Annotated in this window: 23 protein-coding genes; 11 read left to right on the top strand and 12 right to left on the bottom strand. The window is 52.5% G+C overall.

The window, feature by feature from the left end:
- Positions 1–19 precede the first annotated feature (19 nt).
- A complete protein-coding gene (gene argS / locus BQ7364_RS01925; protein WP_072683144.1) occupies positions 20–1666 on the bottom strand; it encodes an arginine--tRNA ligase in 1647 nt (548 codons plus the stop codon).
- A complete protein-coding gene (locus BQ7364_RS01920; protein ID WP_072683143.1) occupies positions 1663–2055 on the bottom strand; it encodes a YwiB family protein in 393 nt (130 codons plus the stop codon). Before BQ7364_RS01920 ends, argS begins: the two co-directional genes overlap by 4 nt.
- Positions 2056–2173: 118 nt before the next feature.
- Between BQ7364_RS01920 and BQ7364_RS01915 the strand changes: the two genes are divergently transcribed.
- Complete coding sequence (locus BQ7364_RS01915) at positions 2174–4060, top strand: transglycosylase domain-containing protein (protein WP_072683142.1); 1887 nt, start codon at positions 2174–2176, stop codon at positions 4058–4060.
- A gap of 119 nt (positions 4061–4179) precedes the next feature.
- Positions 4180–4344 carry a hypothetical protein gene (locus BQ7364_RS17895; protein ID WP_159432745.1) on the top strand — a complete coding sequence of 55 codons (165 nt, stop codon included), beginning with the start codon at positions 4180–4182 and terminating at the stop codon, positions 4342–4344.
- On the opposite strand, the gene BQ7364_RS01910 is transcribed toward BQ7364_RS17895, so the two are convergent.
- Together BQ7364_RS01910 and BQ7364_RS01905 are read right to left on the bottom strand one after the other, a co-directional pair.
- A complete protein-coding gene (locus BQ7364_RS01910; RefSeq protein ID WP_072683141.1) occupies positions 4327–5109 on the bottom strand; it encodes a hypothetical protein in 783 nt (260 codons plus the stop codon). The genes BQ7364_RS17895 and BQ7364_RS01910 overlap by 18 nt on opposite strands.
- Positions 5110–5337: 228 nt before the next feature.
- A complete protein-coding gene (locus tag BQ7364_RS01905) occupies positions 5338–6576 on the bottom strand; it encodes an HD domain-containing protein (protein ID WP_072683140.1) in 1239 nt (412 codons plus the stop codon).
- 146 nt (positions 6577–6722) lie between these two features.
- Between BQ7364_RS01905 and proC the strand changes: the two genes are divergently transcribed.
- Together proC and BQ7364_RS01895 are read left to right on the top strand one after the other, a co-directional pair.
- Positions 6723–7508: a pyrroline-5-carboxylate reductase gene (gene proC / locus BQ7364_RS01900; RefSeq protein WP_072683139.1), complete on the top strand. Its 786-nt coding sequence runs from the start codon at positions 6723–6725 to the stop codon at positions 7506–7508.
- A 36-nt stretch (positions 7509–7544) separates the two neighbouring features.
- Positions 7545–8078 carry a type II secretion system protein gene (locus BQ7364_RS01895; RefSeq protein ID WP_200798744.1) on the top strand — a complete coding sequence of 178 codons (534 nt, stop codon included), beginning with the start codon at positions 7545–7547 and terminating at the stop codon, positions 8076–8078.
- 44 nt (positions 8079–8122) lie between these two features.
- Here BQ7364_RS01895 and BQ7364_RS01890 read toward each other — a convergent pair whose 3' ends face one another.
- The 3 genes from BQ7364_RS01890 to BQ7364_RS01880 all read right to left on the bottom strand — a co-directional run bounded on the left by BQ7364_RS01890 (position 8123) and on the right by BQ7364_RS01880 (position 11054).
- Positions 8123–8584, bottom strand: coding sequence for a YbaK/EbsC family protein (locus tag BQ7364_RS01890; RefSeq protein WP_072683137.1), 462 nt, complete (start codon positions 8582–8584; stop codon positions 8123–8125).
- A 318-nt stretch (positions 8585–8902) separates the two neighbouring features.
- Positions 8903–10369, bottom strand: coding sequence for a sensor histidine kinase (locus BQ7364_RS01885; protein ID WP_072683136.1), 1467 nt, complete (start codon positions 10367–10369; stop codon positions 8903–8905).
- Positions 10350–11054, bottom strand: a complete 705-nt coding sequence (locus BQ7364_RS01880; protein WP_072683135.1) for a response regulator transcription factor — start codon at positions 11052–11054, stop codon at positions 10350–10352. The genes BQ7364_RS01885 and BQ7364_RS01880 overlap by 20 nt, the downstream gene beginning before the upstream one ends.
- Before the next feature lie 122 nt (positions 11055–11176).
- On the opposite strand from BQ7364_RS01880, the gene BQ7364_RS01875 reads away from it, so the two are divergent.
- Positions 11177–13012 (top strand): FAD-dependent oxidoreductase, encoded by a 1836-nt coding sequence (locus tag BQ7364_RS01875; protein WP_072683134.1) that lies wholly within the window; start codon positions 11177–11179, stop codon positions 13010–13012.
- Positions 13013–13311: 299 nt separating this feature from the next.
- Here the strand turns inward: BQ7364_RS01875 and BQ7364_RS01870 are convergent, their stop codons facing one another.
- Complete coding sequence (locus BQ7364_RS01870) at positions 13312–14076, bottom strand: hypothetical protein (RefSeq protein ID WP_072683133.1); 765 nt, start codon at positions 14074–14076, stop codon at positions 13312–13314.
- Entirely contained in the window at positions 14073–14807 is a 735-nt protein-coding gene (locus tag BQ7364_RS01865; RefSeq protein ID WP_072683132.1) for a hypothetical protein, read from the bottom strand. The genes BQ7364_RS01870 and BQ7364_RS01865 overlap by 4 nt, the downstream gene beginning before the upstream one ends.
- Positions 14808–15034: 227 nt before the next feature.
- Here BQ7364_RS01865 and BQ7364_RS01860 point away from each other — a divergent pair, with 227 nt between their 5' ends.
- The 3 genes from BQ7364_RS01860 to BQ7364_RS01850 all read left to right on the top strand — a co-directional run bounded on the left by BQ7364_RS01860 (position 15035) and on the right by BQ7364_RS01850 (position 18329).
- Complete coding sequence (locus BQ7364_RS01860; RefSeq protein WP_006058412.1) at positions 15035–15280, top strand: FeoA family protein; 246 nt, start codon at positions 15035–15037, stop codon at positions 15278–15280.
- Between the two features lie 2 nt (positions 15281–15282).
- Positions 15283–17403, top strand: a complete 2121-nt coding sequence (feoB, locus tag BQ7364_RS01855; protein WP_072683131.1) for a ferrous iron transport protein B — start codon at positions 15283–15285, stop codon at positions 17401–17403.
- Between the two features lie 254 nt (positions 17404–17657).
- Positions 17658–18329 (top strand): lysoplasmalogenase family protein, encoded by a 672-nt coding sequence (locus BQ7364_RS01850; RefSeq protein ID WP_159432744.1) that lies wholly within the window; start codon positions 17658–17660, stop codon positions 18327–18329.
- Between the two features lie 401 nt (positions 18330–18730).
- On the opposite strand, the gene BQ7364_RS17635 is transcribed toward BQ7364_RS01850, so the two are convergent.
- The gene (locus BQ7364_RS17635) at positions 18731–19009 is read right to left on the bottom strand and encodes a hypothetical protein (protein WP_139248534.1); all 279 of its coding nucleotides are present in this window, start codon (positions 19007–19009) and stop codon (positions 18731–18733) included.
- Between BQ7364_RS17635 and BQ7364_RS01845 the strand changes: the two genes are divergently transcribed.
- Positions 18981–19739: an SDR family NAD(P)-dependent oxidoreductase gene (locus BQ7364_RS01845; RefSeq protein ID WP_072683129.1), complete on the top strand. Its 759-nt coding sequence runs from the start codon at positions 18981–18983 to the stop codon at positions 19737–19739. The genes BQ7364_RS17635 and BQ7364_RS01845 overlap by 29 nt on opposite strands.
- Positions 19740–19975: 236 nt before the next feature.
- Entirely contained in the window at positions 19976–21742 is a 1767-nt protein-coding gene (pepF, locus tag BQ7364_RS01840) for an oligoendopeptidase F (RefSeq protein WP_072683128.1), read from the top strand.
- 86 nt (positions 21743–21828) lie between these two features.
- Here the strand turns inward: pepF and BQ7364_RS01835 are convergent, their stop codons facing one another.
- A complete protein-coding gene (locus BQ7364_RS01835; protein ID WP_072683127.1) occupies positions 21829–22767 on the bottom strand; it encodes a LysR family transcriptional regulator in 939 nt (312 codons plus the stop codon).
- A gap of 133 nt (positions 22768–22900) precedes the next feature.
- On the opposite strand from BQ7364_RS01835, the gene BQ7364_RS01830 reads away from it, so the two are divergent.
- The gene (locus BQ7364_RS01830) at positions 22901–23770 is read left to right on the top strand and encodes a hypothetical protein (RefSeq protein WP_072683126.1); all 870 of its coding nucleotides are present in this window, start codon (positions 22901–22903) and stop codon (positions 23768–23770) included.
- Positions 23771–23773: 3 nt separating this feature from the next.
- Here the strand turns inward: BQ7364_RS01830 and BQ7364_RS01825 are convergent, their stop codons facing one another.
- Positions 23774–24064, bottom strand: coding sequence for a metallophosphoesterase (locus BQ7364_RS01825; RefSeq protein ID WP_072683125.1), 291 nt, complete (start codon positions 24062–24064; stop codon positions 23774–23776).
- Positions 24065–24124 lie beyond the last annotated feature (60 nt).

Here is a 24124-nt window from a genome sequence, read left to right as displayed (position 1 = left end):
ACTTTGAAACAGTCCTTTCTTACATTTTTTCCGGTGCGCTGACGCCGATCAAGGTCAGTGCGTTGCGCAGAGTTATTTCAGAAGCCTTCACCAACGCCAGACGTTGGGCGCTTAATTCCAGGTTCGTCCGATCCAGAACTTTGCAATCGGCATAGAACGTGTGGAACAGCTGCGCCAAACGGGTGATATAATTGCACATTTTGTGCGGCTGGCGGGTTTTGGCGGCATCCGCGACCGTGGATGCGAACTCGTTGATGTGCTTAAGCAGATCGAGTTCCTTTTCGTGCGTGATCAGTTCGTAATGATCCGCAAGCGCGATGTCCGCTCCCGAACGCAGAATCGAACACATCCGCGCGTGAGCGTATTGAGCATAGTAGACCGGGTTTTCGTTGGTCTGCTTCTTCGCCATGTCGATATCGAAATCCATGTGCGTATCCGCAGCCCGGGAAACGAAGAAGTACCGGACGGCATCGACGCCCGCTTCCTCCACCAGATCTTTTAAAGCAACGGCTTTGCCGGTCCGCTTGGACATCTTAAACTCTTCGCCGTCTTTCACCATCCGGGCCATCTGGATGATGTCCACTTCCAGATCGTCTTTATTTTTGCCCAGCGACTGCACCGCCGCCTTCAGCCGGGCAATGTAGCCATGATGATCGGCACCGAAGAAATCGATCAGCTTATCATAGCCACGGTCAAACTTGTCGACATGGTACGCGATATCCGGCGTCAGATACGTATAGCTGCCGTCGCTCTTGACGAGCACGCGGTCCTTATCGTCGCCGAAATCGGTTGTGCGCAGCCACAGAGCGCCTTCGCTTTCATACGTCATGCCCTGAGCTTTCAGCGTGTTCAGCGCTTTGTCCACCATACCGCGGTCATAAATGCTCTGTTCACTGGTCCAGACGTCAAACTCAACGCCGAAGGCCGCCAGATCGGCTTTCAGCTTCGCCAGCTCGGCCTGCAGTCCGTATTGGCGGAAAAAGGAATAAGTTTCTGCTTTATCCTTATGCGCCAGCTCTTCGCCGTATTCCTGTTTGAGATCCTGCGCGATTTTAATCAGGTCCGGGCCGTGGTAACCGTCTTCCGGCACCTCCGCCTCCATCCCGCACGCCTGCAGATAACGTGCCTGCAGCGACAGCGCCATGTTGCGGATCTGATTGCCCGCGTCATTCACATAGTATTCACGCGTCACGTCATAGCCCGCAAATTTCATCAGCCGCGTGACGGAATCGCCCATCGCCGCGCCCCGGGCATGGCCCGGATGCAGATCACCGGTCGGATTGGCCGAAACATATTCGACGTCCACCTTCAGTCCCTGGCCCGCGTCGGAACGTCCGTAGTTTTCATTTTCCTGCAGCACGACGCCGATCACCGACGCCAGACTTGCGCTCTCCATAAAGAAATTGATGAAGCCCGGACCCGCGATTTCACATTTGGCAATCGAGCCCTGCTTCAGATCCAGATGATCGATCAGCTGCTGCGCGATCATCCGCGGATTCTGCCGCAGCTGCTTTGTCAGCCGCATCGCCGCATTCGTCGAGTAATCGCCGTGGATCTTTTCCTTCGGGATTTCGATGACGACGTCGCCGCTCTCCCAATCCAGATCAAAAGCCTGTTTCACCGCGTTTATGATGCAGGTTTTGAGGTTTGTTTCAATTTGATTCACGCTTCTGCCTCCTTAAAAAACCATTCGATCTGGAAGCGGTCGGACGGCTGTCCCGCTTCGCCGATTTCATACGCGACGCGCCAACAGTCCTCCGTTTGTTCCAGAAGGGTCGTAAGATTGCCGATTTCAAAAACACCGAACTCCGTTTGAATACGGGATACGGACCGTTGATGAAGCACCAGAAACATCGTGGATACGGCTTCACCCTTGCGTTGGATCGTTATGCTTTGACTTTGTATTTCAACCCGGACCGGACAGCCCGAAGGTTCTTCGGTGTAGAAAAGCTGATTCCCGCCGACGACCTCGCAGGCACATTCGCACAGGCATTCCGCCCGGCCAGTGTTCAGATCTGTTCGTACGACTCGAACTTGTTTAGGTTTTGAAATCATGTTTCTTTTTCCTTTATTCCCTATGATTATAACGGTTGTTGAATAGTTGTCAATAGTCAATTTCAATAAGTTTAAAATTCTTTCTACGGGCCACAATAAACCTGCGAGGTGATGGACGATGAAAAAACTGATCACAGCCGGATGCGTCCTGACGTTATGCGGATTACTGGCACTTTTGGGCTTCTACGGCTACGCTTATTTATCGTATGTCCCGCTGCTGGGACAGGACAGCCGGATCCGTCTTTATAATAACCAGGGCGGTTTAATTTATGAATCGACCTACCAGAAAAACAGCGAATGGATAAATTTGGAGGACGTCCCGCAGACGATGATCGACGCGGTGATCTCGATTGAGGACCGGCGTTTTTATCACCATTACGGGTTGGATCCGATCCGAATCGCCAAAGCGGTGCTGGTCAACGCTGAAAACGGCGATATCGTGGAAGGTGGTTCGACGATCACCCAGCAGCTGGCGCGCAACCTGTTTCTGACGCTCGATCAAACCTGGTCGCGAAAGTTTCAGGAAGCGGTGTATGCCGCGAAGCTGGAGATGCATTTCTCCAAGGATCAGATTCTCGAAACCTATCTGAACACCATCTATTACGGGCATGGCGTCTACGGCATCCAGAAGGCCGCCGCGTTTTTCTTCGGCAAAGAGCTGGACGACTGCACCTTAGGCGAAATGGCGATGCTGGCGGGAATTCCCAACGGTCCTTCCTTATTCTCCCCTTTTATTTCGATGGACAACGCCCGTTCACGGCAGGCCGTCGTCTTGCAGGCGATGGTTGACAACGACAAGCTTTCCCAAAGCGAAGCCGACAGCGCAAAAGCGCAGCCGGTGCTGCTGGCGGACTTTTCCACCCAGAAAATCATGGGCTCCAGCGGGTATTATAAGGACGCCGTGCTGACGCAGCTGAAAGAGATGGGCTTCCTCGATCAGGAAACGCTGGAAAAGGGGCTGAACGTCTATACCTATCTGGATCCGCAGATGCAGACGATTTTACAGGACGCCGTCGACGATCACATGCCCGATACCGATCAACAGATCGCCGGATTAATTCTGGAGCCGTTTACCTTCAACGTTCTGGCGATGGTCGGCGGCCGGGACTACACGACCTCCCAATACAACCGCGCGCTATATTCCACCCGGCAGGTCGGCTCGACGATCAAGCCGCTGCTTTACTACATCGCCCTGCAGCAGGGGTTGTCTCCCTCCTCGACCTTTCTTTCCACCGCGACCCAGTTTCAGATCTCCCAAAGTGTGTTTTATGCCCCGACCAATTACCGCAATGTCTATCCGGAAAAGGAAATCTCGATGATCAATGCGATCGGCGTGTCGGATAATATCTACGCCGTGAAAACGCATTTGTTTCTGGGCATGGATCTGTTGGCGGACGGTCTGGCCGCCTTCGGCATCGAATCTGAGGAAGCCACGGCCGCGATGGCTTTGGGCGCGACGCATTTCCCGCTGATCGACCTGGCGAAGATTTACAACACGTTCGCTTCCGAGGGATTGGTGGACGAGCCGTCGATGATCCGGTTAGTCACCGATAACGCCGGCAACATCCTCTACCAACGCCAGGAAAATCCAAAACAGCTGCTGCACCGCGATGAAACGCTGATGCTTTCCCAGCTGCTGCGGGCGCCGTTCGATATCAAAAATCTGCAGGTGATGACGCCTTCCCTGTTGGGCTACGAGCCCTATACAACGACGGCCGCAAAGTCCGGATCCAGCGACTGGGACAGCCTGATCGCCGGGTATAATCCGCAGATGACCGTCGTGCTGTGGAGCGGTTATGATGAAAATGAGAAACTGGAAACCAACGAGGAACGGCGGGTGCCGAAACAGATCTGGAAGCAGATCTTCAACACCGTTTATCCCCAGGATTCCCCCGGCCCCTGGTACACGCTCAGCCCCGCGCTGGAGGAACGGCGCGTGGATCCGATCAGCGGACAGTCCAGCTCTGCCGGTTCGCTCTACTGGTTCCGCCGCACTGATCCGTAAGCGGAACGCCGTCTTTCCTGGACGGGTTATTTCTGAAATGATTGTTAACGAAAAAAAGGAAGGCGATTTCTGGAACCTTCCGTTTTTCTGCAACATAGTCTGGGGCAGGAGGAATTGCGATGATCCGAGGGTTATGTACCGGCCTGGCCGGCATTCTGACACTTTTTGGACTTTGGGCAGCGATGAACTGGCCCGCGTTGTTGTGGGCGAATCACAGCGCGGGCATGGCATGTTTAACCTGTCAGATGGCGCTGCTCGCCTTTCTGTTATACCGGCATGAATAAACGGCGGCGGCAGGGAATCCACTCGACTTCCGGGTCCGGCCGCAAGACCTTTCCCCACTGCGTCAGCTGCTTTGCCAGCTGATCGCGCAGGTATTCGTAATCCGCGCAATATGCGCTAGGGAGTTGGGCGCTGATCCAGGCTTCCTCGCCGATCCAGACAAACCGCAGGCCGCCGGCGTCGATCGGAGTCCCGGCCTTGTTCGCCAGCTGATTCCAATGATGAATCTGGGCGATGGCTTCTCCACGCCGGGCTACTTCGGCTTGCTTATAAGTCAGAATCCGAACTTCGAGCCGATGGATCTGAAGCTGGGGATCGATCTGACACCGCAGCACGCCCACGCCCGTTCTTTCCTCATCCTTCTCCCATTCGATCCGGCATGCGCCCTCCCTGCATCGGCCGGACTTTTTCCTTTTTCCAACAGGATTGCCTTCCTGAAAAAAGCCGCCGTCAGAGACAGCCAGCCCTGAAAGTGATCCGCAAGGAACCCCGATCCAGCCGCTGTGAAAGCCCCACAGCCACATCAGGCGATGATGAAAACGAAGGCTCAGCCGCAGTGCATCGGGATTTTCATCGAGAATGCCGCCCACGATCAGCTGTTTTTCGACCTTGCTGATAACGCCGATGACGTCCAGATTTCCTTCTTTTACCTGAAAGCACCGGCGAAATGAAGCGGGAAACGTTGGATCCAGAAAACGGGGATCGTTCACCCGCCGCTGCCCGGCCTCGCTCCGGTATTCTTTTTCCGTCAACCATTTCCACCGCATTAAAAACTCCCCCTTTTTTCACATCTGTCAATTAAATCAGACATTTTATGACAGCGAAAAAACGAAAGGAAAAGCCCTGTTTCCAGAAAATTTCCGGACTTACGGGGCTGTCAGGGAAAGTCTACTTTTTGTGTTTGATCCGCAGGAATGGAAAACCGCGCGGATCGTCAGCCGTATTATATCATGATTTCCAGCTTTTGGAATCTTTCCGCAGAGAATTTTACAGGCTTACCGGCCCGGAGGGTCACTCTCCATTTCCCGCGGATAGTACATCCGCAGATCATTCTTGGATTCCCCATGCACCAGTGCCGCCGCGATGACCGAGGCATCGGATAATTCCTCAATCGTGCCGTCCTGCATCAAAACCCAGACCATCGAATTTTCATTTCCCTGATAAGGCTGATACGGCCGTTGGCGGACTTCGTCTACGGTCAGGTAATACGTCGGATCCCAGCCGTTTTCCACCAACCGTGCACGCATCGCTTCCAGCTGATCGTGCGTATGGATTTCGCAGGACTGAAACAGATCGCGGTCCAAAAGCCGCCGCGCCAGATCCGCCGCGATCGGATCTGCGCATTGCCGCAGCAGCGTAAACCCGTAGTTGCAGGCGGATTCATCCATCAGAAAATGATCCTCGACGCTGACGCCGCGTCCTGAGAGGAATGCGTTGAAAATTGGAATTTGTTCCAGAATCGGACTGTCCTGATCCCGCAGCTGTTTTAACCGCGAAAACATCAGCGCGAGCATCGACTCAAAGCTGCGCGATACCGGATGAAAATAAACCTGCCAGTACATGTGATAGCGGGCCATAATGTAATCCTCGACGGAATGCATGCCGCTTTCCTTGACGACCATTTTATGATCGCGCACGCGAATGGTCCGCAGGATTCGTTCCAGATCAAATTCCCCGTATTTCGTCCCGGTGAAGTACGCATCCCGAAGCAGGTAATCCATCCGGTCGGCGTCCAGCTGACCGCTGATCATCTGAACAAGAATTTTATTGGGATGGGTGTGGTCGATCACCGCCGCCACCTTTTCCGGCAGCGATGGGCTGCAGCGGACTAACGCGCGATGGACTTCCGTGTCTTCCAAAATAATCCGGCGCGTCATTTCCTCATGCCTGGCGATCGTCACCGATTCAAACGCATGGGAGAACGGACCATGCCCCAGATCATGAAGCAGACCGGCGGCCATGACCGTAATCTTTTCCTCCTCGCTCAGCGTTTCCCGCAGATCGCGGACTTCCTCGACCATCCGCCGGGCGATCTCATACACCCCTAAAGAGTGCGCGAACCGGGAATGCTCCGCGGTATGATAAACCTGAAACGCCCCGCCCAGCTGCCGGATCCGCTTCAGCCGCTGGACCTCGCGGCTGTTGATGCAGTCCCAGATCACTTTCAGATCAACGTGAATATAGCCATGAATTGGATCGCGAAGCACCTTGACTTCGTTGAGTTTCTCAAACATTGTTTTCCACCTGGCCTTTCTGCTTTTATTTTAAAGGTTTCCCCGGATAATTACAATTCACGAGCGGTCGAAGTTGACGGTTTGTTGTATAATGAAACCAAATCGAAGAAAACCGGCAGGACCGGCTAAAAAAAGGAGGACTTTTTATGACGACAATCGGCTGGATCGGCACAGGCAATATGGCATCGGCGATCATTCACGGCATTACTCAGAAAACGCAGGCTTATGCGATGGCGGCGTATTCGCCGCATTTAGCGGAAAAGACGGATTTCCCGGCACAGAAGCTGAATTCCTCAGCCGAAGTGGCAAAGGTCAGCGACGTTTTATTTCTGGCGGTCAAACCGGTTAAAATGGCGGAGGTGCTCGCCGAGATCAAACCGGCGCTGCGGCCGGAAACGCTCGTCGTGACGATCGCCGTTTCTTTGACGTTGGACTGGTACGCCCGGCGCCTGGGTGAAAACGTCCATCTGGTCCGCTCCCTGCCCAACACCTGCGCGGCTGTCGGGGAAGGGTTTACCGCGCTGACGTTTAACGCCCAGGTCACGGAATCGGAAAAGCAGCTGGCGCTTTCCTTATTGGCCATGACCGGGAAAACCGCGGTGATCGAGGAAGCGCAGATGAACGCGGTATCCGCCCTGACCGGCAGTACCCCGGCTTTGATTTATATGATAATTGAAGCGATGGCCGACGCCGCGGTCAAACACGGAATTCCGCGCGCTCAGGCGTATGCGATGGCAGCCCAGGCCGTGAAAGGCGCCGGGGCGATGGTGAGCGAAACCGGACTGCATCCGGGAATTTTGAAGGATCAGGTCTGTTCCCCAGCCGGCAGCACGATCGTCGGCGTGGAAAAAGCCGAAGCCCTGGGCTTACGTTCAGCCATGCTGGAAGCGGTCGACGCGATCATTGAAAAAACAAACCAGATTTCCGGCTGATCCCTTTTTACACAATCAGAAAGTTTTATACTGTAATTGAATATAACTAACCGCAGTCAAATTGATATACTTAATGCGGTGATAAGGATGAAAGAGAAAAAAAAGAAAAATGGTTTTACTTTGATTGAATGCATTGTCGTTGTTGCGATTCTGGTGGCCTTGTTAATCATGCTGGTCCCCAAGCTGACCGGTTTCACAGAAACGGCAGCGGATACCGCCGCATTGAATAATCTGAAACAAATTGATAAAGCGTTTACCGCCGCCGACATCAAGGCCCGCGTTCAGGAAGGCTATCTCCTTAATCAGAACAGCGAAGTTCTCCTTCCTTTTAACTCTGCCATGCCGGGAGGCAATCAGGAATATGAAATCAGAGTTACCGAATTAATCGAAGAAATGATCGGAGAGGAACTCGCAAAACGATATTCAATTCTTTACGGGCAAACGACGTATCTTATTCAATATTATACAAGTGAGAAATTTAAATCCGATTATTATACCTATGAAAACGGTACCTATTTAAAGTGTGAGGCTGCCGGTTCATGCAAACCGTTATCCTTTCGTGAAGAATAACGAAAACATTCCGGTCAACGGGAAACGTGGATCGGAATGTTTTTTTATTTGCACACGTTAATCCACGCTTGTGCCTGCGCGATTTCATACAACCGGTCCGGCGTCAGCTCGATCGCGCTGTTGCCGCTGCCGCAGGCCGGAAACACCGTTTCAAACCGTTGAAGCGATTCATCCAAATAAACAGGAATTCCCGGACGGATGCCGAACGGACAGACGCCGCCGACCGGATGACCGATTACCGGTTCCACTTCCTCATAGCTTAACATTTTCGCTTTCACATGGAAAAACGCCTTATATTTCGCATTGTCGATCTTCTGATCCCCGGCCGTCACGACCAGCACCGGCTGATCCTGCACCCAAAACGACAAGGTTTTCGCGATCCGCGCTTCCTCCGTACCCAGCGCTTTGGCCGCTAACGCCACCGTTGCGCTGGAATGCTCCAGCTCAATGATCTGATCGGCGCAGCCCCATGCTTTTAAATATTCCCGGGCTTGTTCAATCGCCATAACATCACTCCCAATCTGTTTTTAATCCTACCTCACTTTGAAGGAAGACGCAAGAATTGACGAAATACGATATCAGGTTACATTGAAACATCACGCTTCTGCAATTAAAAATCTCAGCCATTTTACATGTACAGATATTTAATAATTAAGAATTCCGTCCCCGCTTTCGCTGCGGGCGTTCTGTCCGTGGTATCGTTTGATGCATCGGTTGGGTGGGCAGGAATTTTTTTTTATGCTTTTTTAATTATCAGTTAAGGAACTACGGAAATAAACTCTCATGCTAAGAAATTCTTCAATCAGTGGTTACATTATCGTCTGTTATTTCTCAACATGCATTTTATCTATTGGAAAAACAAGCGTAAACGTCGTGCCTGCGCCCACTGCACTTTCAACCTGAATCTCAATCTGATGCCGGACGGCGATTTCTTTTGCGATTGCCAGCCCCATTCCGGAGCTGCCGCGCTCAATTCCTTTTCCCTGCCGGTAAAAGCGTTTAAAGATATTGGAAAGAGCTTCCTGATCCATGCCTGCGCCTTCGTCCTGAATCACAATTTCTCCGCGGTCGGTCTGATAATAATAAATAGATTTTCCTGATTCTGTGTATTTAACCGCGTTATCCAGAATCAACATCAACAACTTGCGGATCAGCTCATAATCGCCCAGGATGACGAAATCATTCTCCGGCGGCTGCGTGACAAACTGAATTTTCTTTTTCATCGCCATGCCGCGGGCGCTCATCGCCGTATCGGACATCACCTCGGAAAGATGAACCGGCTCCTGTTTAATTTTAAATTCCTTGGTTTTCAAGGTTGAGATCATCAACAGGTCCTGAATCAGTTTCTGCAGGTACTGACTTTCCGCCAACATCTGCCGATAGTAGGCGGCGACATCCTGAGGATTCTTGATCACCCCGTCCGCCAGCGATTCCAGCGACCCGCGAATCACGGTCACCGGTGTTTTTAATTCATGCGAGATATCCGCCAGGAAATTATCGTGCATTTTCGCTTCGTTTCTCTGAATTTCCTTGCTTTTGCACAACTCAATCGCCAGCTGATCCATCGAATAGGCCAGCTGTCCGATTTCATCCTTCTGATGGATATTCGTTTGAATCGACAGATTGCCATGCGCCAGCTCGTTGGCAATCTGCGTGATTTTCCGGATCGGCGCGGTAAAATGAAAGGACATGAACACGCTGACTAACAGAAGCAGCAGTAAAACGACCAGTGTCAGCCCGAAAAGAAAACGGTTGATCTTCGACTGCATCGCCGCGGAATCGCCGGCCTGATGCAGGATCAGAAGAACACCGACAGTTTCTCCCTGATTATTATGAATCGGCGCGGCCCCGGCGATGATATGCCCTTCTTCCGTCGGAAACTCAAGACAGGAGCTTTCTCCCGCCAGCGCTGAATCCCGGACGGTTTCCGCTTCCGGGATCAAAGTGATATCGTTTTTCTGAATCAGCTGATCTTCGTTTAAGTACAGATATTCGCCATTTTGATCGCACAGGGAATAGCTGTAATCGCTGATATCGGAAAGCAGGGCCAGACTGTATTCCGCATTTCCCGTATCCCGAACCGCCTGGATAAAGTTATCCGGCCGCGTGTCTTCCGGAAGCATGCGTTCAAAGGTTTCCGCCGCGTTTTCCGCGCCGCGGAAAATAATATCGACGTGATGTGAATTCAGAACGTCGGCAGTGAAGTGCGAAAAATTATACACCAGAATCACCGCATAGCTCAGAATCACGGCGCTGAACATAACGACCAGCTTACTTGTCAGCTTGCTCATGCTTTTTTTCCTCATAGGCAAAACTGTACCCTACGCCCCAGATCGTTTTGATGGAGAAGCAGGGGTGCGGATATTCGTCCAGCTTGGCGCGCAGCCGCTTCACGCAGGAATCCACCGCCCGGTCATAGCTTTCCCCACTGTATCCCCAAACCAGATCGAGAAGAATCTCGCGGGAATACACCCGGCCGGGATGAGAAGCGAGCAGCACCAGCAGCTCCATTTCTTTCTTTGTCAAATTGATCGGCTTGCCGTCCAGACTGACTAAATTCCGGCTTTCCTGAATCATTAAATTGCCATAAACGAAATCGGCCTGTTCCGGATTGTCCTCTGTTCTGCGCAAAACCGCGCGGATCCGTGCCATCACCTCCTGACAGGAAAACGGCTTGAGAATATAATCGTCAGCCCCGATATCCAATCCCATCACGCGGTCCTGATCGGCTGTCTTGGCGGTAATCATCAGGATCGGCACCCGGGATACTTTGCGGATACACTGGCAGACCTCAAAGCCGTCGATATCCGGAAGCATCACGTCTAGAAGGATGACATCCGGCTTGTAATTGGTAAAATAGGTAAGTCCTTCCTGACCAGTATGCGCGATTACCATCGTGTAGCCGGCTTCTTTACCATAATGATATAAGATGTTGCAGATCGATTCGTTATCATCCACTATTAAAATCGTTTTCATGTTTGTTCTCCCGTTTTTATTATAACAAACAACAGAATTGCGTCAAAACTGTGTCAAAAACAAAATATTTTCAACACATTGTTAAATTATTATCTTGTTGCATTGTAAGAGGAGGAAAGACAATGAAAAAGCTTCTTAAACTGGCTTTATGTCTGGTGCTCGCTGCTTCAGCCGCCGGCTGCGGCAACAACGGCGACGCCGGCACGCCAACCCCGGATACCTCAGCCGCCGCGCTGACGCCGGGAACCTATACTGCGACCGTCACCGGCCACAACGCGCCGATCACGATTGAAGTGACGGTCAGCGATCAGGCGATCGAATCAATCAACGTCGTTGAATCGTCGGAGACGGCCGGAATCGGCACCAATGCAATGGAAAAGCTGACCGATGAGATCATCGCCAACCAAACCGTCAATCTGGATACGATTACCGGAGCGACGATCACCAGCGCCACCTTTATTTCCGCGGTCAAAGACGCGCTGACTCAGGCTGGCGCAGATCTGAATACCCGTTTCAACACCGAAGTCGCGGCGGAAGCACTCAACGACAGCTATGACTGCGACGTGCTGGTCATCGGCGGAGGCGGATCCGGCATTACGGCCGCCGTACGGGCCGCTCAGACCGGAGCGAATGTCATCTGTCTGGAAAAGAACGGCTTCATCGGCGGCGATACGGTCTTAAATGCCGGCACGATGGTTGCCACCAATTCCCGGATTCAAAAAGAAGTCCTGAATGAAACGCAGGATTCTTCCGATTTGTTGTATGAAGATATCATGAAGGTCGGATTGGAAAAGAACGACCCGGTGCTGGTCAGACTGCTTGCGGACAACATCGGCGAGTGCATCGACTGGCTGACCGACGATTTAAAAATTGCTTATGACGCGGCCGCAACGCAGTATCCGGATCATTCCGCTTCCCGGCAGATCGGCGTTGTCGGACGTTCCGTTTCCTTCCTGGATCAGATGCAGACGCTGCTGGCACAAAATCATGGTCAGCTGTTCACCGATGTGCGGGCATCCAAGCTTCTCACGGATGACAACGGCGCGGTGATCGGCGCTGTGGGCACGGATGCGGCAGGCAAGGAAGTCACCTTCAACGCGAAATCCGTCGTCCTGGCGACCGGCAGCTTCGGCGCGAACCAGGAGCTGCTTCCAAAATCGCTGGATGGATATCTGTTCTATGGCCGCGACAGCGACACCGGCGATGGCTTGGTCATGGGTGAAGAAGTCGGCGCGGCGACGATCAATCTGGATTTAGTCAAGGTTTACGCGCAGGGTGTTGAAAAGCTCCCGACCAAGGGGTTAGCCGCCACCGCCAGTTCGACGGCAGCGACCAACGGCCACGGTGCGATTTATGTCAACTCCAAGGGTGAACGCGTAGTCAGCGAAGTCGGCACATTAAGCGACATCACTAATGCTACCGTGGCTCAGGAAGATAAAATTCTTTATCTGGTCATGGATGAAGACGCCTATGCCGCCTATCTTGCCAAATCTGTGGAAGATAAGTTAATCCCTTCGGAAGCTTCGATCGAGGACTGGTATTCAGTTTCCAACAATGGCAAGCCGATTATCGTCAAAGGTGAAGATTTGAGCGCGCTGGCAGGCCAGATGGGCATCGACGCAGAAGGCTTAGCCGCGACGGTCGCTAACTACAACGAGATGTGCGCCGCCGGAAAAGACACACAGTTTGACAAACCGGATCCGGTAGCTTTAAAAGAAGGAACCTATGTCATCGTCGAACAGAAGCCGCGTTTCGCAACGACGCTGGGCGGCTTAAAAGCAAACGAAAATCTCCAGATTGTGGATGCGGAAGGCAATCCGATCGCTAATCTCTATGGCGCAGGCTGCGTTGTCGGCGGCGCGAACGGCGCGGATTCCATGACGGCGATGATGCAGGGATGGGCCAATTTCTCCGGTTATACCGCAGGCACAAACGCTGCGAAAAACGCGGGCAAATAAAGGAAGTCCCCACGCTGTTTCATTTCTGTTATTTCCAGATCAAAACGACAAAACCAGACTGCCGCAGTCATCGCACTGTGCCGGTCTGGTTTTTTAATTGTCAGCTTGTGGACGTCAGATTATGTTTTACAAAGTTTTGCGCAAACCGATTCTTTTGTGAAATCCAGCGATCCTTGAAAAATCGCAATTCATTTTTCATCAGTACCTCCAATAATCGCAGTTCGTTGAATGCCCTATCCAAAAATCGCAATAGAGAAGAATGATCGTTTTAGAAAGAGGCGTTTTCACCTTTTTCTCGTCTACAAACGGCCGAGCATCCATTCCATTTCATCGAACCGCATCGAAGCACCTTCGATCAGCGGCAACGGGGTCGCGTGATATTCCGGCCAGTCCTCGTCAGGCGGAAGGACAAGATCGCAAAAATCAGAACTGTAACCATAGTGATCATTCCAGTAAACCCAGCGGTTTTCTGCCTGATGGAGATTGTGGATCACTAAAACGAAGGTTTTCGTTTCTTCCGATTCCCCCAAATCCTCCCTCACCCAGGCGAACAGCTGAGCCGTATTGCCCAGCTCTGAATCAATAAAATATGCGTTTTCAATCGTCAATGTTCCTTCGGGATTCTGTTTATAGCGCAGGCTGGCAAAGCGAAACAGGATTTCCTCCAGCGCGGCCTGGACGTCCGGCGTCTGCGCTTCTTCCCGGGTCAATAAAGGGATTGATCCCTGTATCCGCGGTTCGTCGGTCAGCAGGATATTGCATGCCGGATACCAGTTATACCGGGGTGTCTGACAGCGGGACGCGGCCTGGACACGTTTGAGCTGATCGAGCCATTCCAGATCGCCTGCCTGCCGGGCATAGCGCAGATCGTCCTTTAGCAGCCGCGGATTCCATTCTCTTCGATTGGGCGTCGAGGGATATCCTGAATATACGGATGTATGATAATATTCCCACACTTCGCGGCTGATTGCCACTACCGGTTCCTGCATCACGCTGCGTCCAAGCAAAACCAGCGTTAACGCCGCAACAGCCAGAAGCACAAGGTTGATTCCTTTTTGTTTCATTCGCTCGCCAATCCCTTTCCATTCCCCCAGATCCAGGTCGAATCCGCAGCAGCCTGCCGCTCAAATTCCCGGACGTCAGCCAGGCGCAATTCTTTTTCTCCAAAATGGAAAACATCCTGCTCGTCAAAATAGGCGCCCGTGACCTCCACGGCATAAATCTGTTCAGTGTCCAGATCCTCAAAGATGATGATCATATTCACTTCGCCCTGCTCGTCTGTGCGCAAGGCATATGTAATCCAGTCGGGCTGTCCCGTAAAGTGCGGCGTCAGGATCCGCAGAATCTCCGCTTTCTGAGCCTCCAGCCGCGGATCCCGCTCTGTCAGCCCTTCAGACAGACCTTCCACTTGCAGCATCAGAGGCGAGGTGTCCGGCTTGACCTTCAGCAGTTCGGCATACACTGAATCATAAACCGGAATCACAAGCAGCGAATCACCGTTATGCAGCCGATTCAGCGCCGAGATCGGAACCAGCCCGGTTTCTGATTTTGCGAAGAATTCCATATTGGCGCAGAATTCCCCCTGCCGTGTAATATTATAAGAAGACTCGGCATTGGTAAATTCAACATGGCCGCTCCCATTTGCTCCGCTGAACTCAAAAACACCGCAGTGCCGGTAATCCGTCGGCGTTAACTGATGCCGGCGCGTGCTGACTATTCCAATAACATTGCCCAGAATCACAAGCAAAAGCAGCACGGTCAGCGTTTTGGATTCCAGTACCCTTGTTTTCTTCATGGCTTTTGAATTCCCCTTTCTTTATAAAATTATATCATCCCGTTTTTCGTTCTTTCAGCGAACAAAGAAATTGTAAGAATTCCTTCATCATTCAGCGCATCGAAGTCCGCTTTTTCCCCCTTTCTTTTTGCAGGCTGTTCCGTAAGCCTAGCAGCACGCTTTCCCTTCACATAAGTTGGTAGTGGGAAACAAGCTTTCCCATGACCAACTTAAAGGAGGAATTGACTATGAGTATCGTCCAATGTTCATTAAATCAGATCCCGTTGGGTAAGCGCTGCAAAGTCACCCAGCTCAACAGCACCGGTTCGATCCGCACCCGCCTGCAGGATATCGGGTTAGTTCAGGGCACCGAGCTGATTCCGCTGGTCAAAAGCTGCGCCGGCGATCCGGTGGCCTATCTGATCCGCGGTACGGTCATTGCCATTCGCGACAAAGATTCCCGTTCCATCCTTGTCGAGCATGACGAGGAATAGGTATGGGACTTACTGTTCAGTCGACCAGCGCGAAAGCCAGCCGCCGCTTCCAGTTCGGTGATTCCGAGACTCTGATCGCGCTGGCCGGCAATCCGAACGTCGGCAAGAGCACCGTGTTCAACGAGCTGACCGGCATGAACCAGCACACCGGCAACTGGCCGGGAAAAACCGTCGCGCTGGCCAAAGGCATCGCCCGGCATCAGGAAACGGACTACACGCTGGTTGATCTGCCGGGAACGTATTCCCTGATCGCCAACAGCGCTGAGGAAGCGATCGCCAGCGAATTCATCTGTTTCCAAAAGCCCGCCGTAACGATCGTGGTGTGCGACGCGACCGCCCTGCAAAGGAATCTCAACCTCGTCCTTCAAATTCTCCAGATGACCGCGAATGTCGTCGTCTGCGTTAATCTGATGGATGAAGCACGCAAAAAGAAAATTGAAATCGATCTGGAAAAGCTGAGTGAATTGCTTCAGCTCCCGGTCGTCGCCGCCAGCGCCCGCAGTCATCAGGGATTAGACGCATTGATGGACGCCGTCGCGCAACTATGCGAGCATCCCCGCACGCAGATCGCCTGCCTGAATTATCCGTTTGTCATTCAGAACGAATTGGACCGCCTGCGCGGACAGCTGCGGATGCTCGATCCGGCCTACGACATTCCCTGGATTGCCTTGCAGATTCTGAACAATCCGGACTCGACGCTGAAGTCGCTCTACGCATCGACAGCTTTAAATCAGGCGGATATTGAAACACTTCACAGTCTGGCCCTGCGCAGCCGCAAGGTGCTCGATCAGACGTATAAAAACGACAACTGGCCGGACCTGCTGATCCAGTGCCCGGTCCAGCAGGCGCAGCAGCTGGCGGAACAGACTGTGACGATGAACGAAGCCGAGGCGATGAAACGCGACCGGCAGATCGACCGCATTCTGTTCTCCCGCTGGGCCGGGATTCCTCTGATGATCCTGCTTCTGTGTCTGGTGTTATGGATCACGCTGGCCGGCGCGAATATTCCCTCGCAGATGCTGGCGGAATTTCTATTCTCTCTGGAAGCGCCGCTGGCGAAGTTTCTGACGGCGCTGCATCTGCCGGGTGTCATCGTCACGATGCTGAGCGAGGGGATGTACCGCGTATTAGCCTGGGTAGTCGCAGTTATGCTTCCGCCGATGGCAATTTTCTTCCCGCTGTTTACCTATCTTGAGGATCTCGGCTATCTGCCCCGCGTCGCGTTCAATCTGGACAAAACGTTCGCCAAGGCGCATGCCTGCGGCAAACAGGCACTGACGACCTGCATGGGCTTCGGCTGCAACGCCGCCGGGGTGATCGGCTGCCGGATCATCGACTCTCCGCGGGAACGGCTGATCGCGATTCTGACCAATAATTTTGCTCCCTGTAATGGAAGATTTCCCACGCTGATCAGTATTCTGACCATGTTCTTTCTCGGCTCGGCCGCAGGGCTGACGCAGTCGCTGCAGTCGGCGCTGCTTTTAACCCTGACGATCCTGTTGGGACTAGGTATGACGTTTTTAGTCAGCCGGCTGTTGTCGGCCACGGTCTTAAACGGTGTGCCTTCCTCGTTCACGCTGGAGCTGCCGCCTTACCGCCGGCCGCAGCTGGGCAAGGTGCTGGTTCGCTCGGTCTTTGACCGCACATTGTTCGTTCTGGGGCGGGCGATCACGGTCGCCGCGCCGGCCGGGATTCTGTTGTGGGTGATGGCCAACGTCGGCGTGCAGGGGCAGTCGCTGCTCGCCTGGGCGTCGGGGTTCCTCGATCCGTTAGGCCGCTTCATGGGACTGGACGGCGTAATTCTGGTCGCCTTCCTCCTCGGATTTCCAGCCAATGAAATCGTCATCCCGATCATCATCATGGCCTACATGGCCAACGGCTCGCTGATCGAAATGAGCAGTCTGAGCGCGATGAAGGACTTGTTTCTGGCGCAGGACTGGACGTTGACAACGGCGGTATGCACCTTGATCTTCGTGCTGTTTCACTGGCCTTGTTCGACGACCTGCCTGACCATTTACAAGGAAACCAAGAGTGTCAAATGGACCGCCGCGGCGATCCTGATCCCGACGGTATGTGGTGTCGTCTGCTGCAGTCTGGCGGCGTTTATCCTGCGGTTGTTCTAAACAGGAATAAGAAAATCCGTTCATCCACAGCGGTAAACCTTCTCTTTCTGCACGATCATTCAGTTTTCTTTCCCCTGTGATCTTCACCTTTCTTCCCTCCCTGTTGGAGCGCTGCCGGCGCTCCTTTTTCTTTTTAACGGTCTATTTCAGACCGATTTCGGTCAGAACAGAAAAGACAGTAATCCTCGCAACTGGGCAAAGACCTGATAAGGCTGTGCGGAAAGGGGCAGGCTAAAATGCAGGAGGTGGCGCAGATGTTTCTGCTTGCGGTCTTTTTCTGCGTTTTAATTCTGGGAATGGAGAATGGGGTTCTGCCGGGAGCTGCGGAGATTGAATATTGGAAGTGGATCGGGGTTGTCCTGTGTCTGGCAAGCGCGCTGATGTCAAAAGGGAAGGAGCAGCAGGCGGATCCTCTGTCGCTTCTGGTTCTGACCGGCTGTGCCCTGGCCGATTTGTTTCTGTTATTTACCCGGCAATGGGAAACCGGGATCGCCGGCTTTTGTCTTGTCCAGCTGTGTCTGAGCTTCAGCCTGATTTCCCGGGAACAAACACTCCAGCTGTGCCTGATCCTCGGCGGCTTGTTCTTTATCGCAGGACTGCTTCTGAAACTGCCGGAAATGATCTGTCTGGTGATGTTCTACGCAATTCAAACCAGCTTTAACCTCATCGCGGCACTGAGAATGCTTACGCATACTTTCCTTTTGAAATCCGCGTTTGACAAGCTTGGGAAGAATCCATCTGAGCTTCAACCCCCTTCAGCCGATATCCGGTTTCGTTTCTGGACGGCAATGGGAACCGTGTTATTAGCTCTGTGCGACCTGAACGTCGTGCTCTTTCAGCTGGGCGGTCCGCTGGCGGCGGCCGGCGGCTGGATCTGGCCGTTCTATCTGCCAGCCCTGCTTTGCTTCGCTCATGCCGCACGGTGAGGTCATCCTGCCTTCCATGAAAGCAAAGCCTGAAGTTCTCCATTGGGAAGAACGCTGACGTGCGGTTTATTCTTTTGTCCGGTCAGGAATCTGCCGGCTTCGCGAAGTCTGTATGATTGCTTTTGCCAAATTGATCAGCGCGCGTAAGCGCAGAAATTTCTGGAGATATCCTTTTAAACGAACATAAGAAACAGTCTGTTTTATAACGAATCGAGGCATTGTCCATGTCTGAAATCTTCTTTAGAACCTCAGTGGGAGTGCCGGCCCAACAGCGCAAACAAACCTGTCTCGCCTTGATCCAAAAATACGGCAGCCGCCGTTTGATTATCGCAATTCGGCCTCGCTCGGCAGATTGACCCCGGGACGTTTCATCACTTCCCCCATTCGAAGAAACTCAGATTTTATGCTTGTCCCCAAGAGCGGCGAGCGTCTTTTCCGGCAGTTTGTAGAAGCAGCGGAGCACAGTGGCGCAAGCGCTCCACCGCAAGGCTATCGCACAGCTGCAAGCTCTCTGAAAAAATTGATTTCTGAATTTCATAGTCCGCTGTCTTTGGTTTTTCCCTCAGAGCGCTTTGTGAAAGCAATACTTTGTTAAATTCTGCTCTTTCCTCACGAGTTAGTGCTATACTAAAATAAAGGAAGGTGAGATTTATGGGTAAACTCTCTGGTAAAATTGCCATCGTCACCGGGGCCAGCTCCGGGGTCGGCGCGGGGATCGCGAAGGTCTTAGCCGCGCATGGGGCTTCCGTCGTCCTCTGTGCCCGCCGTCAGGAAAAACTCGACGAGATTCGCCGCGAAATTGAAAATCGGGATAACGAAGGCGAAGTGATGACGGTCGCCTGCGACGTTGTCGACGACGCCCAGATCCACCGGGCCATCGAAGCAACAATCGCCCGCTTTCACACCATTCACATTCTTGTCAACTGCGCTCAGGGCGCGATGCTGTACCGGGCAATTCCCGATATCGACAGCGATTATGCCTTACTCGCTTACAAGACCGGACCGCTGGCCAGTCTGAAATTCATGCAGCTGTGCTATCCTTACATGAAGGAAAACCACTGGGGCCGGATCATCAACACCGCCTCGGCTGCCGGTGTTGACGGCAACGAGGGTTTCGGTGCTTACGGCATGGCAAAGGAAGCCATCCGTGCGATCACCCGCACAGCCGCCCGGGAATGGGGGCAGTATGGGATTACCTCCAACGTCTTCCTGCCGATCATTTCGACCGAGACGTTCCGCACCACCCAACCGGCGGCCTTGAAGTCGCTGGAACGCCAGTCTCCGCTGCATCGCATCGGCACAACGGAAGAGGACTGCGGACCGATTATCGCCTTTTTGGCCTCTGACGATTCCGCTTATCTCAACGGTCAGAGCTTCATGCTGGACGGCGGTCTGCACATGCACTCTTAATCTGCCGGATAGCACAGCCTGCGCTCAGGGTTTCCTTTCCCTGAATTACCAAAAAAAACGTTCTCCCCACAAAGCGAAAAGCACCGCTGACTTTCCCATCCGCGTTTATGAGTCAGCGAACATTTGAATCCGAGAAAAGTTCCGGAAGAAAACGGAATTTTTTTCTTTTTGTCGAAAGGAAGAAATGGGAAAATCAGGAATTAATGATACAATGGAAGGCAGAGGTGATATCCAACATGGAAAGAAAAGAAATTCGAATTGAAGATACCTGGGATCTGAGCGGATTGTTCGCCGATCAGGCCCAGTTTGACGCCGCTCTAAAACATGCGAAACAGCTGCTGAACCAGATCACGCAGGCACAGGGACACATCACGGAGTCCCGTGAAAGCTTCCGCAGCTTTATGGACAGACAGGAGGAACTGCAGCGGCAGTGCGAAAATCTGACGGTTTATGCCCAGATGCGCGCCGACGTGGAACCGGAGGATCCGCAGGTCCAGCAGAATCTGGCCAAGTCGGTCACTTTTGTCAATCAGGCCGCAGCGGCGACAACCTTTGTCGATCAGGAACTGATCGAGCATCGCAATGTGATCGAAACGTATCTGAACGCGGAAGACTGCGCAGATTACCGCTATCCGATGGAAGAAACGTTCCGCACCATCCCGCATCGTCCGAACGCTCAGACCGAGCAGCTGCTGGCGCAGATGAGCGATCTGTTTCAGAATCCGCAGAAAACATTCAAAGCGTTCGTACCGGAATTTAAACCGGTGATGATCGACGGAAAAGAGGAATTCTTAAATCAGGCGATCATGAACCAGCTGCTTCACAATCCGGACAGAGAAATCCGCAGGCAGGCGTTTGAGCATTTCTATGAAGAATACCGCCGGCATCAGAACGTTTTCTGTTCGACCTTGATCGGCCACGCTCAGGGACAGGTGCTCCAGGCGAAGCTGCATCATTTCTCCAGCGCGCTGGAAGCAAGCCTGTTTGAGGACGGCGCGGATGTTCCGCTGTTTAATCAGGTACTGGACATGGCCAACACCAGATATCACAAAACTTTCTGGCGTTATAACGAATTAAAAAAGAAGATCATGGGACTGGATGACTGCACCAGTTATGATTTGAACGTCCCGTTAGTTCAGGCTGTCGATGCACATTATGATCTTGATCAGTGCTTTGAAATTCTGGATCAGGCGTTAGCGCCGTTAGGCGAAGAATATCAGGCTTTATTAAAACGGGCGCGGGCTGAGCGCTGGATCGACTATTATCCGCATCAGGGCAAGCGCGGAGGTGCGTATTCCTGGGGCACCTACGATTCCAATCCGTTTGTCCTGACCAACTTCACCGGCGGTTATGATTCCTTAAGCACGCTGGCGCATGAGCTGGGCCATTCGATGCATTCGTTCTTCTCCCACCGGGCCAATCGGCCGTTATTGGCGGATTACCGCATCTTTGTCGCGGAGGTTGCTTCCACGGTCAACGAAGTCTTGCTGAACCAGTACATGCTGCAAAACAGCGACGATCCGAAAATGAAGGCTTCACTGCTGTACAACATGCTGGAGCAGCTGGTCGGAACGCTGTACCGTCAGCCAATGTTCGCCCAGTTTGAAGCATGGCTGCACGAGCAGCTGGAAGCCGGGCAGGCTCTGTCTTCCTCCGATTTGACAGATTATTATTACAAACTGAATCAGGACTACTATGGTCCATCCGTCACCGTGCATGAACTGGAAAAATACAAATGCTATTCCGTTCCGCATTTCTATTACAACTTCTACGTTTATAAATACACGATCGGCATGTCCGTCGCCTTATCCTTCGCTTCCCGGATTCTCAGAGGAGAAACGGAAGCTTACCTGCGCTTTTTAACACGCGGAGGCAGCTGCGCTCCGATTGATCAGCTGGTTGAAGCCGGCGCGGATCCGCGCGGCGAACAGGTCTATGACGACGCGTTCCGCTATTTTGAAGAAACGCTGGATCAGTTTGAAAAGCTGATGCGGGAAATCTGAATTTCCCCACGTGCTTTCGGCACAACAAAAATCCTGCTTTTGCCCGGCAGACTCCGAGCGAAGCAGGATTTTTTAATCTTCTCTTTTTATTCCGCCTGAATCTGATCCTCGGATGCCGGGAAGCTGGCCGGCGCGATGGCAGAAGACAGCGGCAGTTTCTTATTTAACGGCAGCGCGGCTTTCTGCACGATCTGGAAAAACCGTTCGGCGATCCGGCTTTGCGGCCGCAGCGGTATCGCCACGCTGAGCTGCCATGGATTCTTGTTGCGCATCGGAATTTTGACGATCTTTTCGCTTTCGATCGGAAACTGAGGATTGCTGATCGCCAGCCCTCTGCCTTCCTCGACCAGCCGGCGGATTGCTTCCAGATCGCAGCCGCAGTACACAATCCGCGGCGCGGCATTGGCCATCCGCATGTGGACGTTGTAACAATCGTAGATTTTATAACTTTCGTTTAAGGTTAAAAAAGGTTCGTTGACCAGATCGTGAAAGGTGACGAAGCTGTGCGAAGCGAGCCGATGTCCCCGCGGCACGCATAATTCGTTATACGCCTCAAACAGCCGGACGTTCTGCAGTTCGCTGGTGAAGATCGGACCGGTGATGAAGGCGGCGTCGACTTCCTGCCGCAGCAGTTTTTCCTCAACGATTTTATCCGAGTACTCGCTGAGAATCACCCGAACCTCAGGCTCCGTGCGCTCAAATTGTTCCAGCAGTCCCTGCACCATCGCATAGGTATTGCTTGAGATTGCCACGCTCAGCGTCTTATCGGAATTCCGGCGGATATCGTCGTTGATCTGTTCCAGCTGCCGCACAAGATCCTTGATCTGCGTGTAATAGAGCCGTCCTTCCTCGGTCATTTCCGTTTTGCGCTGCTGAAAGATCAACAAGTCGACATCCAGCTCCTTCTGCAGCGATCGCAGGCTTTTATTCAGACCCTGCGGAGAGATATAGAATTTTTTGGCGCTTTGAGTCATATTGCCGGTTTCGCACACGTCGATAAAATATTTCAGCTGTTCCAGATTCATGGCAAAACCCTCCCGCGGCAGACATTCTGCGCTACCACTATTGTAACAAATAGTTGATGATCAGTTCAACGCTTTGTTTGCGTCATTCGTTCATTCTTTCACTATAATGAAGCATACAAGGAGGAAAGAAGAAATGAAGAAAGGATTGATGATGATCGCCGCTTGCATGACGGCGTTCTCTCTGGCCGCTTGCGCGACAACGAAAGCGCCGGAAACCACAACAACCCCGGAGCCGACTGTTCCGGCGGAAGAGGTGAAACAGCCAAAGGATGGCAGCTACACTTCGTACATGACGTATTACGATCACCCGGCTTACCTGGCCACAGCGACCGTGACGGTAAAAGAGGGTAAAGCGACCGGTTACACATTTGAGGAATGTCATCTGCCGGATCATTGGGCGACGTTCACCGAAGAAGAAATTGCCGGCATGGATGAAAGCAACTACATCCCCGGTGTAGCCGTCACGGGTGCAAAGGGGTATTATGCCAGACAAGTCCAATTAGGAACTGGGGATGAGGCCATCATCCTGACCGGCGAAGGGGACGGAACCGGCATGCCGATTTACAGCAATGATCAAATCAAGGATTTCAGCAAGGAGATCTTGAACGAAGATTTAGCGGCCTGGTATATGGAACAGCTGGCAGCCGGCAACTACTGGTGTCTGGATGAAGAGGGAAATCCGATCGAAGATTGCGCGACCTACACGCTGGATCGGAAAGACGGCGTACATCTGGATAAAACGCAGTCCCGGTTTAAGACGTTGATCGGACACTGGACCGCAGTCGGCACGGGCTATGGCATTGAAGGCGGCGAACTGGGCTGGAGCGGCAACCTGAAAAAGATCGGCGATTTCTGCATTGAAAATCAGTTCCCGGAAGGAGAATTCGGCAGAAATGAAGATAATGTCGGACTGGTTGGCGACGTTGTTACCGGCGCCACGGCGACGGAATACGAAAACTATATCGGAATGTACTACGCTGCCTGGCAAAAGGCTTTTGAATAAGGTTTAACCGGTAACTTGCGCTGCCGCTGCGGACTTCCCATTTTGTTGTTTCTTCCTGCAAGAACAACCATCGAAGCAACCGCGCAGAGAAAAAATGAGCTGGAATCGGAAAGTATACTCTTTCATAGATTCCAGCTTTTTCTGATTTGGGAATATCCGGCGAGCGGAAGGAAAATCTCCCCCGGCATCCAAATCCCCTAACAAGACGAGCTTATCCGCTCCTTGAATCTGATCAAGGATCATCTTCAGCTTGTCAAAGTCCCCATGGATATCGCTGAGTACCGCTATTTTCATTCTTTGTTCCGCTTCTGTTCTAATTAACGTTAGAAATCTTTCTCTGATTTCAGTTTATCA

The organism is Holdemania sp. Marseille-P2844, assembly GCF_900120005.1.
GTDB lineage: Bacteria > Bacillota_I > Bacilli_A > Erysipelotrichales > Erysipelotrichaceae > Holdemania.
The sequence above is the reverse complement of the archived record's forward strand: the minus strand, read 5'-3'. Positions and strand labels throughout refer to the sequence as shown.